The sequence below is a fragment of the Luteimonas terrae genome (assembly GCF_031457535.1).
Lineage (GTDB): Bacteria > Pseudomonadota > Gammaproteobacteria > Xanthomonadales > Xanthomonadaceae > Luteimonas > Luteimonas terrae_A.
Genome location: NZ_JAVDWO010000009.1, coordinates 136,984 through 151,147, shown reverse-complemented (window position 1 = coordinate 151,147; position 14,164 = coordinate 136,984). Strand labels below are relative to the sequence as shown.

12 protein-coding genes are annotated in these 14,164 nt (G+C 69.1%); 9 read left to right on the top strand and 3 right to left on the bottom strand.

Going from position 1 to position 14,164, the window contains the following annotated elements; all coding sequences use genetic code 11:
• Complete coding sequence (locus J2W68_RS12155) at positions 1-1,368, bottom strand: amidohydrolase family protein (protein WP_310236245.1); 1,368 nt, start codon at positions 1,366-1,368, stop codon at positions 1-3.
• A 128-nt stretch (positions 1,369-1,496) separates the two neighbouring features.
• On the opposite strand from J2W68_RS12155, the gene xth reads away from it, so the two are divergent.
• Positions 1,497-2,270, top strand: coding sequence for an exodeoxyribonuclease III (xth, locus tag J2W68_RS12150; protein ID WP_310236243.1), 774 nt, complete (start codon positions 1,497-1,499; stop codon positions 2,268-2,270).
• Positions 2,271-2,415: 145 nt separating this feature from the next.
• Here xth and J2W68_RS12145 read toward each other — a convergent pair whose 3' ends face one another.
• Entirely contained in the window at positions 2,416-2,673 is a 258-nt protein-coding gene (locus tag J2W68_RS12145) for a GlsB/YeaQ/YmgE family stress response membrane protein (RefSeq protein WP_310236241.1), read from the bottom strand.
• A gap of 105 nt (positions 2,674-2,778) precedes the next feature.
• The gene (locus J2W68_RS12140; protein ID WP_430539727.1) at positions 2,779-4,161 is read right to left on the bottom strand and encodes an AMP-binding protein; all 1,383 of its coding nucleotides are present in this window, start codon (positions 4,159-4,161) and stop codon (positions 2,779-2,781) included.
• A 149-nt stretch (positions 4,162-4,310) separates the two neighbouring features.
• Here J2W68_RS12140 and J2W68_RS12135 point away from each other — a divergent pair, with 149 nt between their 5' ends.
• The 8 genes from J2W68_RS12135 to J2W68_RS12100 all read left to right on the top strand — a co-directional run bounded on the left by J2W68_RS12135 (position 4,311) and on the right by J2W68_RS12100 (position 14,071).
• Positions 4,311-4,904, top strand: coding sequence for a 4'-phosphopantetheinyl transferase family protein (locus tag J2W68_RS12135; protein ID WP_310236240.1), 594 nt, complete (start codon positions 4,311-4,313; stop codon positions 4,902-4,904).
• Positions 4,905-5,196: 292 nt separating this feature from the next.
• Positions 5,197-5,838, top strand: a complete 642-nt coding sequence (gene rsmG / locus J2W68_RS12130; RefSeq protein ID WP_310236238.1) for a 16S rRNA (guanine(527)-N(7))-methyltransferase RsmG — start codon at positions 5,197-5,199, stop codon at positions 5,836-5,838.
• A 194-nt stretch (positions 5,839-6,032) separates the two neighbouring features.
• Complete coding sequence (locus J2W68_RS12125) at positions 6,033-6,848, top strand: ParA family protein (protein ID WP_310236236.1); 816 nt, start codon at positions 6,033-6,035, stop codon at positions 6,846-6,848.
• On the top strand, positions 6,845-7,762 hold the full coding sequence (locus J2W68_RS12120; protein ID WP_310236234.1) for a ParB/RepB/Spo0J family partition protein: 918 nt from the start codon (positions 6,845-6,847) through the stop codon (positions 7,760-7,762). Before J2W68_RS12125 ends, J2W68_RS12120 begins: the two co-directional genes overlap by 4 nt.
• Positions 7,763-7,935: 173 nt before the next feature.
• On the top strand, positions 7,936-8,283 hold the full coding sequence (locus tag J2W68_RS12115; RefSeq protein WP_310236233.1) for a hypothetical protein: 348 nt from the start codon (positions 7,936-7,938) through the stop codon (positions 8,281-8,283).
• Positions 8,284-8,337: 54 nt separating this feature from the next.
• Positions 8,338-9,633 carry a TolC family protein gene (locus tag J2W68_RS12110; protein WP_310236231.1) on the top strand — a complete coding sequence of 432 codons (1,296 nt, stop codon included), beginning with the start codon at positions 8,338-8,340 and terminating at the stop codon, positions 9,631-9,633.
• Positions 9,630-10,613 carry an efflux RND transporter periplasmic adaptor subunit gene (locus tag J2W68_RS12105; protein WP_310236230.1) on the top strand — a complete coding sequence of 328 codons (984 nt, stop codon included), beginning with the start codon at positions 9,630-9,632 and terminating at the stop codon, positions 10,611-10,613. Before J2W68_RS12110 ends, J2W68_RS12105 begins: the two co-directional genes overlap by 4 nt.
• A 290-nt stretch (positions 10,614-10,903) precedes the next feature.
• The gene (locus tag J2W68_RS12100) at positions 10,904-14,071 is read left to right on the top strand and encodes an efflux RND transporter permease subunit (protein WP_310236228.1); all 3,168 of its coding nucleotides are present in this window, start codon (positions 10,904-10,906) and stop codon (positions 14,069-14,071) included.
• Positions 14,072-14,164: the final 93 nt, after the last annotated feature.

Here is a 14,164-nt window from a genome sequence, read left to right as displayed (position 1 = left end):
TCAGCGCGGCGACGCACGCTGCAGCAGGTCGCGTGCGGATTGCTGCGCGGCCTCGCGCAGTCGCGGCAGGTCGACATCGCGTAGTGCGCCGTCCGTCTTGAGCAGCACGCCGTCGACGATGACCGTGCGCACGTCCGACGGCGACGCCGAATAGACCAGCAGCGCCGCAGGGTCGCCGCCGCCGAAGCCGGCCATCTGCAGCGAATCGGCCGCGATCACCTGCAGGTCGGCGCGCTTGCCGGCCACCAACGTGCCGGTGATCGCGCCCAGGCCCAGCGCGTCGGCACCGCGGCGTGTCGCCAGCTCGAGCAGCGCGCGCGGATCGACCGCGGTCTCGTCGCGCGCCTCGCCGCTCCAGGTCAGCGCCGCGAGGCGCATGGTCGCGAACATATCGCCCCGGCCGGCCAGTGCATTGCCGTCGATGCCGAGCCCCTGCCGGCGTAAGGCCGCGAAATGATCGATGCGGGTCGGGCCATAGCCGACCCGGTGCTCGCTGATCGGTGTCAGCGACAGCGCGCCGCCCGCCGCCTCCAGCGCCTGCAGCTGCGCCGGTGTCGCATCGGTCGCATGGACCAGACTGAGGTCAGGTGCGAGCAGGTCGCGCGCGATCAGCGCATCGAAGATCGGCCCCGGCTCGACGCTGACGTGGACCTGCACCGGCAGGCCGAGCGCGCGGGCGGTATCGCGCTCGTGCATGCGCATCGCCCAGTTGGTCGCGTCGTCGCGGTCGCGCGGCAGCCGCCAGGCCAGGCCCATGCGCACGCGCGCCTCCTCGCCGCGCGTGGCCGCGAGTGCCGACAGGTGTTCGACGTCGATCGGATACCGCGTGCTCTTGTCCGGCCCGCCGTAGTACAGCACCGCGCGGATGCCGGCCGCGTCCAGTGCCTGCAGGCCGGCCTCGCCGTGCGCCGGCGAGCGCACGTTGTCGAAGAAGTCGCCGGTCGTGGTGATGCCGCCGTCGAGCAGTTCCAGCGCGCCGATGTGCATCGCGATGCGCACATCGTCGGGCGTCATCGACGGCGCCAGCGATTCGGCGGTATCGAAATAGGCGCCGTCGGCGTTGCGGAACTGACCGCGCATCGTGGTCGTATACAGATGCGAATGGGTGTCGACGAAGCCGGGCAGCACGTAGGCGCCTTCGGCGTCGATCACGCGCGCATCGCCCGGCTCGAGATCCGGGCCGACCGCGACGATGCGACCATCGCGCACCAGCACGTCGGCGCGCGGCAGATCGCCGACCTCGGGATCCATCGTCAGCACGTGGCCGTTGCGGACCAGCAGCGCGCCGGTCTCGCTGGGCGGGGCCGCCGCAGCGGGCATCGCCAGTGCCAGCAGCGTGGCCGCCAGCGGAATCGTCGGGAATCGCATCGGGGATCACTCGGTTCGCCGGGGCCGACAGCGTCGCGCACCGCCCGTGCACGCGGGGTGCCGATGCCCGCGACGTCGTGAACGGCCCGCGTACAATCGCCGGCCACACCGGAACGCAAACCGCGCCGATGAAGATCGCCAGCTGGAACGTCAATTCGCTCAACGTCCGCCTGCCGCACCTCGAACAGTGGCTGCGCGACGCGCAACCCGACGTGGTCGGCATCCAGGAAACCAAGCTCGAGGACGCGCGCTTTCCCGACACCGCGCTCGCCGCGCTCGGCTATCGCAGCGTGTTCGCTGGCCAGAAGACCTACAACGGCGTCGCCCTGCTTGCCCGCAACCGCGCGCTCGACGACGTGCAGATCGGCATTCCCGGCTTCGAGGACGAACAGAAGCGCGTGATCGCCGCGACCATCGACGGCGTGCGTGTGATCAACCTCTACGTCGTCAACGGCCAGGACGTGGGCACCGACAAGTACGCCTACAAACTGCGCTGGCTGGCCGCCGTGCACGAATGGGTGCAGCGCGAACTGGCCGCGCATCCGAAACTCGTCGTGCTCGGCGATTTCAACATCGCCCCCGACGACCGCGACGTGCACGACCCAGCGGTCTGGAACGACAGCCACATCCTGACCTCCACCGCCGAGCGCGATGCCCTGCGTGGCCTGCTTGGACTCGGCCTGCATGACGCGTTCCGCCTGCATCACGAGGACGCGGGTGTTTTCAGCTGGTGGGATTACCGGCAGGCGGGCTTCCGCCGCGATCTCGGCCTACGCATCGATCTGACGCTGGTGTCCGACGCGTTGCGCGATACGGCCGTGGCGTCTGGAATCGATCGCGAGCCCAGGACATGGGACCGCCCAAGCGATCACGCACCCGCGTGGGTGTCGCTTCGCGGATGACCCGCGCGACATCGCCGCGCCGCTTCAACCGCGCGGCGCGAGTCAACTGGCACGGTTGATCCGGCTGCAATTCACCCGGCTGGCATGCTCCAAAAAAAGGCCCGGCAATGCCGGGCCCTCGGAACCATTGCAGCGCCTTCAAAAATCAGCGCGCGCTGCCGCGTCGGAACAGGTTGACGATTGCCAGCAGAATGATCGCGCCGATCAGCGCGGTCAGCAGGAAGCCGATCCAGCCTGCACCAAACGACACGCCCAGCATCGGCAGCAACCAGCCACCGATGAAGCCACCAATGATGCCGACGACGATGTTCAGCAGGATGCCCTGCTGCGCATTGGTGCGCATGAGGATGCTGGCCAACCAGCCGGCGATGCCGCCGACGATGATGTAGATGAGGAAATTCATGGACGTACTCCGTTGGCGGATCGCGAACATCTGAGAGAGCGGGCGCATACCGGCCCGAAGTGCGGCGCAAGCATCCACCCGCTTCCGTGACGGGCACGTCAGTATTCAGTTTGAGTCTGTGTCGAACAGCGCCTCCAGCGCAGCGCGGGGCAGCTTGCCGGTCTCGTTGCGAGGCAGCGCGTCGATTCGGCGGATACGGCGCGGCAGGAACACGGGGTCGACGTCCGCGCGGAGTGCGTCGAGTAGCGCGGCATCGTCGAGCGCGGAATCCGCAACGACCGCGGCGAAGATGCGACGCACGCCGGTCGCACCGGGCGCATCACACTGGCAGATCACGCCATCGCGTACGCCAACGATCGCCAGCAGGCGACGGGTGAGATCGGCAAGCGACGCGCGTTTGCCGGCGATCTCGATCATGTCGGCCTGGCGGCCCCGCAATTCGAAGCGGCCGGCCGCGTCGAGTTCGACGATGTCGGCCAGCAGGCGCGGCTCGGGCAGATGCGGCGCATGTACAAGGGTGCCGTCGGGCACGGGCTGCAGGCGCACGCCGTCGAAGGGGGTCCAGCCTTGTTCGTGCGCGGTACGGCGGCGCGCGAAAATGCATGTCTCCGTTGAACCGAACAGTTCGCGCACCTCACACCCGAAACGCGCTTCGGCGGCGGCCGCTAGGGCCTGCGGCAGCGGCGCAGTCGCAGTGACGATCGCGGCGAGCGGCGGCAGACTGACGCCCGATTCGACCAGCGAGCGCAGATGCACCGGCGTGGTCACCAGCAGCGGCGGGCGCGGTGCATCGCGCAGGGCCGCGGCGATGTCTTCGGGAAAGAACGGTCGCGCGCCGTGCACGGCGACATTGCCAAGCAATGGCAGCAGCACCGACAGCTCCATGCCGTACATATGCTGCGGCGGCACGGTGGCGACGACCGGCAGCGTGGCCTCGCCATGCAGGTCGGCGAGCGCGGCGAGGTTCTGCAGCGTGCCGGTGTGGAATGTCGCCCAGGTCTTGGGATTGGCGCCGGGCACGCCGGTGCTGCCGGAGGTGAAACCGATCGCCACCAGCGCATCGAGCGCGACATCGGGCACGCTCCCATCGAGCGCGGGCAGCAGGTCCGGCAGGCGCACGTAATGCGGCGGCGCGGGCGCATGCGTCACCGCATGCCCGGCATCGCAGCCGCAGTCGTCGCGATCACCGATGCAATAGCTGTGCGCATGACGCGCACGCACGTCGTCGATCGCGCCGCGCGTCCGCGCCGGCGGCAGCAGGGTGGTCTGGCCGCGCAACGCGACCGCGCAGAACGCGACGAGGAAGCGGTAGCGGTCTTCGCACAGATTCAACGCGAACGGCGCGTCCGGCAGCAGCGCAGCGACGCCATGCACATGGGCGAGGAATGTCGCGAGCGTCACCACGCCATTGCCGTCGAACGCAATCACGCGCGACGGATTGCCCTCGACCAGCGGTCGGCTCTCGCCTGCGCCATGCAAGCCTTCGATGCGCATCGCGCCCTGTTCCACACCCACTGCCGACATCGTGCTGCCACTCCAAAAAGATGTTCCGTATGCCGTGTCCGGCCCGCGGAACAGCTGTTTTAGCTTACGCTGGACAGCCTGCGGGATGCCAAAGTGCGGATGTTCAGCGAGGGATGTTCAGCAAAACCATGAGCCTGGCCGCCGGGGCCGTGCGCGTCGCGTGGCGGGACTACCGCCGCGGCCAGTCCGCCGAAGCGCTGGTGCGCCCCTGGCTGGCCGGGACACTCGGCCGCCCCGATACCGAGATCGTCCTCGCGCGTGATGCCCGCGGCCGTCCGCAATTGCAGGTGCCCGGCGATTCCGGTCTCGACAGCAACTGGAGCCACAGCGGCGATGCGCTGCTGGTCGCCCTGGGCGACGGCGTGTCCGTGGGCGTGGACATCGAATGGATGCGCCCGCGTCCGCAGGCGATGGCGCTGGCGCAGCGTTTCTTCGCTGCGAGCGAGGCCACCGCGCTTGCGAAGCGAACGCCCGAAGATGCCGAAGCCGCCTTCGTGCAGCTGTGGTGCGCGAAGGAAGCCGTACTCAAGGCGCATGGACATGGCCTGTCGTTCGGGCTCGATCGACTGGAGTTCGCCGCACGCGAAGATGGCTGGGCGCTGGTCGCCTGCGATCCGGCGCTGGGGACGCCGGGGGACTGGCATCTGCATGCGTTCGCGCCGTTGCCGGGGTATCTGGCGACGGTGGCCTGGCGGCGGGTGGATTGAGCGGGCTCCCGGTCGTTGATCCGCTCGAATCGCTATCTGCAGCGCTGAAGCATCGCCCCCACCCAACCCTCCCCCGGCAAGCGGGGGAGGGCTTTCAACGGCCGCGGCTCAAAGCGAATCGCGCCTGACGTCGTCCTTCCCCGTACGCGGGGCGGATCAACAGCTGCAGCGAATGGCGAGTCGCACGTGATCGAGCCCTCCCCCGCATGCGGGGGAGGGTTGGGTGGGGGCGACCCATCCGATGCAGCTGCGCCACAGACCACGCGCTCCACCAGCTTCTACAATGCGCCCCATGGAACTCTCCGACGACACCGCGCTGCGCGCCGAACTCGAAGCCGGATTGCGCACGCTGGGCCTCGCGCCGACGCTGGCCGATCCGCTGCTCGCCTATCTCGCGCTGCTTGTCCGCTGGAACAAGACCTACAACCTCACTGCCGTGCGCGATCCGCGCGAGATGGTGGTGCGTCATCTGCTCGATTCGCTGGCGATGGTGCCGCACGTCGACGGTCTCGCGACGCTCGCCGATCTCGGCACCGGCCCCGGCCTGCCCGGCATTCCGCTGGCGATCGCGCTGCCCGGTCTGCACGTCACCCTGGTGGAGTCGAACGGCAAGAAGGCGCGCTTTCTGCGCGAGGCGGTGCGCCAGCTGAAACTGACCAATGCGGACGTCGCCGAATCGCGCATCGAAGCCGTCGACAGGCCCGGCGCGTTCGACGCGATCACCGCACGTGCGCTGGCCACGCTGCCCGACATCCTCGCCGTCGGCGGCCATCTGCCGAAGGCCGACGGTGGACGCCTGCTGGCGATGAAGGGCGTGAATCCGGTCGACGAGATCGCCGCGCTGCCGGCCGGCTGGCGGCTCGACACGGTGACGCCGCTGAAGGTGCCCGGGCTGGACGCCGAACGGCATCTGGTCGTCGTCGCGCGCGCCTGAGCCCGCCTGCACATCTGTCCCGCTCCAGGCGCAGGACATCGCCGATGCCCGCCCGCGCATCAGCGGTTCAGCTGCAACCGCGTCGTCGTCGCAGGTCCGCACCGGTGTCCCCAAGCGACGCTTGGGGGGCATAATCCCCGGTCCGGCCGCCGCCCGCGGTGGCCGGCTCCCTTCCTGAACCTCGCACGGAGCCCATGGCCCGCATCATCGCCATCGCCAACCAGAAGGGCGGCGTCGGAAAGACGACGACGGCCGTGAACCTGGCCGCGGCGCTCGCCCGCACGCCACTCCGTGTGTTGCTGGTCGACCTCGATTCGCAGGGCAACGCGACGATGGGCTGCGGCATCGACAAGGGCGCGGTGCCGGTTTCGACCTGCGACGTGCTGCTGGGCGAAGTGGAAGCGGGCGATGCGATCGTGCAGACCGAGGAAGAGGTCGACCTGATTCCCGGCAACACCGATCTCACCGCCGCCGAACTCGAACTGATGGGCGCCGAGGATCGCGAGCAGCGCCTCAAGCGAGCGCTCGAACCGCTGCGTCCGCGGTACGACTACATCCTCATCGACTGTCCGCCGGCGCTGTCGCTGCTGACGCTCAACGCGCTGACCGCCGCCGACTCGGTGCTCGTGCCGATGCAGTGCGAGTACTACGCGCTCGAAGGCCTGACCGCGCTGCTGCAGACGATCGACGCGATCAAGCAGAACCTCAACCCAAAGCTCGAGGTCGAGGGCGTGCTGCGCACGATGTTCGACGTGCGCAACAACCTCGCCAACGCCGTGTCGGGCGAGCTGACGAATCATTTCGGCGACAAGGTGTTCCGCACCATCGTGCCGCGCAACGTGCGCGTGGCCGAAGCGCCCAGCCACGGTCAGAGCATCGTCGGGTACGACAAGGCCTCGCGCGGCGCGATCGCCTATCTCGGTCTCGCTGGCGAAGTGATCCGCCGCCAGCGCGAACGCGACGCAAAGAACAGCACTCAGGACGCCACTGCCATGGAGACGCCGGCATGACCGCTGCGAAGACGCCCGCCAAGAAGCGCGGTCTGGGCCGCGGCCTGGAAGCCCTGCTCGGCCCCAAGGCCGCCGCCGAGGCGCCGAGCCTGGAGGCGACTGAGCAGGACACGCTGCGCGTGCTGCCGATCGATGCGCTGAGCGCCGGCAAGTACCAGCCGCGCAAGCACTGGGATGCCGACAAGCTCACCGAGCTGGCCGAGTCGATCAAGGCGCAGGGCGTGATCCAGCCGCTGGTCGTGCGCGAGCGTGCCGACCGCACCTTCGAGATCATCGCCGGCGAACGCCGCTGGCGCGCGTCGAAGCAGGCGGGCCTCACCGAAGTGCCGGCGGTCGTGCGCAATGTCGAGGACCGCACGGTCGTCGCGATGGCGCTGATCGAGAACATCCAGCGCGAAGACCTCAACCCGCTGGAAGAAGCACAGGCGCTGCAGCGGCTGATCGACGAATTCGATCTGACCCACGCGCAGGCCGCCGAGGCCGTGGGCCGTTCGCGCGCCGCGGTGTCGAACCTGCTGCGTCTGTTGGAACTGCCGCCGGCGATCCGCATCCTGGTCGAATCCAAGCAGCTGGAAATGGGCCATGCCCGCGCCCTGCTGACGCTGTCGCCTGAACTCGCCAGCAAGCTCGCCAGCGACGCGGTCGAACACGGCTGGTCGGTGCGCGAAGTCGAACACCGCGCGCAGCAGTTCGCCGCCGGCCGTGTGCCGGGCGGCGACACCCGCACCGCTGCGCGTAACAAGGCACGCCCGCAGGCCGACATCGTCTCGCTGGAGAACGAGCTGTCGGAGACCCTGGGCACGCGTGTGTCTATCGCCAACGGCCGCGGCAACAAGGGACGTCTGGTGATCCATTACGGCAACCTCGAAGCCCTCGACGGCGTGCTGGAACGGCTGCGCGCCGAGCGCCCATAACGCGCGCCGCACGACGGTGGCGCGCAGCGACCACCGCAAGCGCCCCGTCTGAACCCGCTCGGGTCGCGTCGGTGTCTCTGGTGATCGCGGACTGCGCCGATGCAGGACATCCATCGCGTCGCGCGCGGCCGCTGAAATTGTGTAACGCGGCACGCACCGCATAGGCTGCGCCGATGCATCGCACCCCCACTCTCCTGTCCTGGCCGCGCCGTCTGCTGATGGCGCTGCTGGTACTGGGCCTGATGGCGGCGCCGGTGCTGGTGGCGATGGGCAATACCTACGAAGCCGCGCACGGCGAGACCGCCGAGCAGCACGACCACGCCGCAGAGGCCCACGACAACGGGGGGGATCTGCTGCATGCGGTCGCGCACTGCGCCACCTGTGGCGCGCATACCCCCGCCCTTCCCCCGGTCGCACCGCTGATCGCACCGCTGGCGATGTCGCATCCCGCATTGCGCGCGTTCGAGGCTGCGCCCGCGCGCGAAACCGATTCCCTGCTGCGACCGCCGATTTCCGCATGACGCCCGCGCCGGCCTGAGGCCGGCTTTTTGTCATCCCGAAATTGGAGTGTTCCCATGTTGTTGCGACTGGCGGCCCTGGCCGCCCTCGCCGCTGCGCCGTGCCTTGTGGCCGCGCAGTCGGCGCCCGTGCCCGTGCGCGCAAGCGCGCAGGCGTTGACCCTCGATGACGCGTTCGCGCGTGTCGCGCAGGCCCATCCCGATCTGCGCCTGTTCGACGGCCAGCGCGCGGTGTTCGATGCCGAACGCGAGGTCGCTGCACTGCGCCCGCCGCTGGAAGCCGGCATCGAGATCGAGAACCTCGGCCTCGATTCCCCCGCGCGCACGCTCGAAACCACGCTGACGCTCGCCGGCGTGTTCGAACGCGGCGGCAAACCCGATGCACGACGCGCGCTCGCACAGACCCGCATCGATGCGCTCGCCCTGCAACGCGAAACCGCGCGCGTCGATCTGCTGGCCGAAACCGCGCGGCGTCATCTGGCCATCGTCATCGCGACGCGTCGCCTGGCCATCGCCCAGGCCGATGTCGCGCAGCGCACGCGCTTCGTTGCATCCGCGCGTCAGCGCTTCGCGGCAGGCGCATCGCCCGAAGCGGTCGTGCTGACCGCGCAGGCGGCGCAGGCGCAAGCCGAACTGCAGGCCGCCAACGCGCGACTGGAGATCGAGACCGCGCGTCGCAGCCTGTCGATGCTGTGGGGCGATCCGGATGGTGCCTTCGACGTCCTCGAAGGCGATCCGCTCGCTCTGCCCGACATCGCCGACTTCGACATCCTGCGCGCCCTGCTCGTGCGGTCGCCCGAGCTGCTGCAGTTCAACGATCGCGCGCGCATCGCCGAAGCGCGACTGCAGCTCGCGCGCAGCGACGCGACGCCCGACATCGGATGGCAGGCCGGCATTCGCCATCAGCGCGAGAACGGCGACATCTCGCTGGTTGGCGGTTTCGTCGTGCCGCTCGGCAGTCGCACGCGCGCGCAGCCCGGCATTCGTGCGGCGTCGGCGGAACTGGCACTGGTCTCGATCGAACGCGACGCCGGTGATCGCGCGCTTCAGGCCACGCTGGCCGAAGCACATGGCCAGTATCGCGTCGCGCAGTCGGCCGTCTCGCTGCTGGCGCGCGATGTCCTGCCGCGTCTGACCCGTGCCGCCAGCGCCACCGAGCGCGCCTGGCGCGCGGGCGCGGTGTCGTACCTGGAGTGGTCGCAACTGCAGGACGGGCGCAGTGACGCACTGCGCCAGCAACTCGACGCCGCCGAGGCCGCGCAGATCGCCCTGATCGAACTGCAGCGCCTGACCGGCCAGTCCCTCGTCGTCGCGAACGCAACGCCCGCACCCTTTGAAGGAGACGCCCGATGAGGACGTTCACGACCACAGCCTCATCGATTGCACTTGCGTTGCTGCTTTCCGCATGCAGCGCGCCCTCGACCGCGCCGGTCGCCGATGCCACCGGCACATCCGCAGACGAACACGCCGATGACACACATGCGGACGAGGGCGATGCTGACGATGACCACCCCGACGACGCCACGACCATCGCGGCCGACATCGCCAACGACGTCGGCATTCGCGTCGCGCCCGCGGCCGCCGGCACCATCGCCGACCAGCACGAAGTGCAGGGCTTGCTGACCACGCTGGAAAGCGGCAACGCCCGCGTGACCGCACGCTTCCCCGGCCCGATCCGCCGCCTGCATGCCGAAGTCGGCGACCGCGTGCGCGCCGGCCAGGTGCTGGCGACGATCGACAGCAACCTCAGCCTGTCCAGCTACACCGTCACTGCGCCGATCGCCGGCACCGTGCTCGCGCGCAACGCCTCCGTCGGCCAGAGCGCCGGCGAAGGCGCGGTGCTGTACGAGATCGCCGATCTGTCGATGCTGTGGGTGGACCTGCACGTGTTCGGCCGCGATGCCGAACATCTCGCCGCCGGTTCGCCGGTGACGATCAGCCGCCTCGGCGACGGTGCCACTGCCGACACGCGTGTCGACCGCGTGCTGCCGGGCACCGCGACCGCCAGCCAGAGCACCATCGCCCGCGCCACGCTCGACAACGCCGACGGCCAATGGCGTCCGGGCTCAGCCGTGCGCGCGATGGTCACCGTGTCGACGCAAGCGGCGGATCTCGTCGTGCCGCTGACGGCCCTGCAACAGATGGACGGCCGCGACGTGGTGTTCGTGCGCGAGGGCGATCGCTACGAGAAGCGTGTGGTGACGCTCGGGCGGCGCGATGCGCGCCAGGTGGAGATCGTCGATGGCGTCGCGGTGGGTGAGGACGTGGTGATCGAGCAGAGCTACACGATCAAGGCGGATCTAGAGAAGGCGGGGGCCGGGCATGCGCATTGACGCTAATGCGTTTTCGCGACCGGACATTCGCGCGTCGGAATGGCAGGTCACGCGCATAGGGACCCAGGCGATCCGTCATTCCCGCGCAGGCGGGAATCCAAGGACTTTGACGTTCGCTCTCTCCCTAGACCACCCAATTTCGTCACGAAAGTCACTGGATTCCCGCCTGCGCGGGAATGACGATGTGGGGAGCTGTCGACGCAATAGGAAATCGCAAATCGCTGTGCAGTGGCTGCCAACCGTACTCACGCTCACTGCAGGCATGCCACACCCAAGCATCGGAGCCCCCCATGCTTGAGTCCGTCATCCACGCCGCCATCCGGCACCGCTGGCTGGTCCTGGCCGCCACGCTGCTGCTCGTCGCCGTCGGCGGCTGGAGTTTCACCAAACTCCCGATCGACGCGACGCCTGACATCACCAACGTGCAGGTGCAGATCAACACCTCCGCGCCCGGCTATTCGCCGCTGGAGACGGAACAGCGCGTCACCTTCCCGATCGAAACCGCGCTCGCGGGATTGCCGCGGCTCGACTACACGCGTTCGCTGTCGGCATACGGTTTGTCGCAGGTCACGGTTGTGTTCGAAGACGGCACCGATCTGTATTTCGCGCGCCAGCAGGTCGCCGAGCGCGTGCAGCAGGTGCAGGGGCAGCTGCCGGACGATGTTGACCCGACGCTCGGCCCGGTCGCGACCGGACTCGGCGAAATTTTCATGTACACCGTCGAGGCCGAGCCGGCCGCGCGAAAACCGGACGGCACGCCGTACACCGCGACCGATCTGCGCACGCTGCAGGACTGGGTGGTGCGGCCGCAGATGCGCAATGTGCGCGGCGTGACCGAGGTCGACACCATCGGCGGCTTCGCGCGACAGGTGCACATCACGCCGGATCCGGCATTGCTGGTCGCGCTCGACTTCACGTTCGAGGATGTCGTCACTGCGGTCGCCAACAACAACCGCAACGTCGGTGCCGGCTACATCGAGCGCAACGGCCAGCAGTTGCTGGTGCGCGTGCCGGGCCAGGTGGCCGATATCGAGGCGATCGGCAACATCGTGATGGCGCGGCGCGATGGCGTGCCGATACACGTGCACGATGTCGCGAGCGTCGGCGAGGGCCGGGAGCTGCGCACCGGCGCGGCCACGCAGAACGGCGCAGAAATCGTGCTCGGCACGGTGCTGATGCTGTACGGCGAGAACAGCCGCACCGTGGCGCAGGCCGCCGCGCAGCGCCTGGAGGCGACGAATGCGAGCCTGCCCGATGGCGTGCGGGCGGTTGCGGTCTACGACCGCACGGCGCTGGTCGACCGCACGATTCGCACCGTCGCCAAAAACCTGATCGAAGGCGCGCTGCTGGTGATCGTGGTGCTGTTCCTGCTGCTCGGCAACGTGCGCGCGGCGCTGCTCACGGCGCTGGTGATTCCATTGACGATGCTGTTCACCGTGATCGGCATGCGCCAGGGCGGCGTGTCCGGCAACCTGATGAGCATGGGCGCGCTGGACTTCGGCCTGATCGTCGACGGCGCGGTGATCATCGTCGAGAACTGCCTGCGCCGTTTCGGCGAAGCGCAGCAGCGGCTCGGGCGCCTGCTCGAGACGCGCGAACGCCACGCGGTCGCGGCCTCGGCCAGCGCCGAGGTGATCCGGCCCAGCCTGTTCGGCCTGGGCATCATCGCGGCGGTGTATCTGCCGGTGTTCGCGCTCGAAGGCGTGGAAGGCAAGATGTTCCATCCGATGGCGATCACCGTGGTGCTGGCGTTGACCGGCGCGATGCTCCTGTCACTGACCTTCGTACCGGCGACCATCGCCTTGCTGTTGCGCGGCCGCGTGGCCGAGCACGACAACCGGATGATGCGCGCGGCACGTCGCGGCTATGCGCCGACGCTCGACTGGGCGCTGCGGCACGGGCGCTGGCTGGTCGGCGGCGCGCTGGTGCTGGTGCTGGGCTGCGGCTGGCTGGCGACACGGATGGGCAGCGAGTTCATCCCCAGCCTGGATGAGGGCGACATCGCCATGCACGCGATGCGCGTGCCCGGCACCGGTATCGAACAGTCCGTCGCAATGCAGCGCGCGCTGGAACGTCGCCTGCTCCAAGTCCCGGAAGTCGCGCGCGTGTTCTCCAAGATCGGCACCGCCGAGGTCGCCAGCGATCCGATGCCGCCATCGGTCGCCGACACCTTCCTGATCCTCGCGCCACGCGCCGACTGGCCCGATCCGCGCAAGCCGCGGGCCGCGCTGGTCGGCGAGCTCGAAGCGATCGCCGACACCATGCCCGGCAACAACTACGAGTTCACGCAGCCGATCCAGATGCGTTTCAACGAACTGATCTCCGGCGTGCGCAGCGACGTGGCGGTGAAGATCCAGGGCGACGATCTCGACACCCTGCAAGCCGTGGCGACCGAGGTCGAACGTGTGCTGCAGGGCATCGGCGGCGCCGCCGACGTGCGCATCGAAGCCGTCGACGGTCTGCCGCTGCTGGAGATCGCCCCCGACCCGCGCGCGATGGCGCGCTACGGGCTCAATCCGGGCGACGTGCAACGTGTGGTCGCGGCGGCGATCGGCGGCGAAACGGCCGGCCAACTGTTCGATGGCGACCGGCGATTCGACATCGTGGTGCGTCTGCCCGAATCGCTGCGCGGCGATCCTGCAGCGCTCGCCGACCTGCCGATTCCACTCGCGGGCACGGCCGGCGACAGCGCCGACGAATCCGACCGCAGCGGCACCTGGGCCAGCGGCACGCCACGCACCGTGCCGCTGCGCGAGGTCGCGACGATCGGCACGCAACTCGCACCGAACCAGATCAATCGCGAGAACGGCAAACGCCGCATCGTCGTCACCGCCAACGTACGCGGGCGCGATCTCGGTGGCTTCGTCGGTGAGCTGCAGACCGCTGTGGCCGAATCGGTGACGCTGCCGACCGGATACTGGATCGACTACGGTGGCACGTTCGAACAACTGGCCTCGGCCAGCCGGCGTCTGTCGCTGGTCGTGCCGCTGACGCTGGCGGTGATCCTCGCCCTGCTGTTCATGGCGTTCGGCTCGCTTCGCGACGCGCTGGTGGTCTTCAGCGGCGTGCCGCTGGCGCTCACCGGCGGCGTGCTCGCACTGGCGGCGCGCGGCATTCCGCTGTCGATCTCGGCCGGCGTCGGCTTCATCGCACTGTCGGGCGTCGCCGTGCTCAACGGCCTGGTCATGCTGACCTTCATCCGCAAGCTGCGCGAGGACGGTCTCGACCTGCAGACCGCGATCGTCGACGGCGCATTGGGACGCCTGCGTCCGGTGCTGATGACCGCCCTGGTCGCGTCGCTCGGCTTCGTGCCCATGGCATTCAACGTCGGTGCCGGCGCCGAGGTGCAACGACCGCTGGCGACGGTCGTCATCGGCGGGATCCTCTCGTCCACGCTACTGACGCTGCTGGTGTTGCCGGTGCTGTACCGGTGGGTGCATCGGCGTGACCTGCGTTGACCCCAGGGCACGGGGTCGGTGGCTACCGCGGCAGGCTCGCCTGCGCGTGATGCCCGTCGAGCACCACGGACACTCAAGTGTCCCGGTTATCGG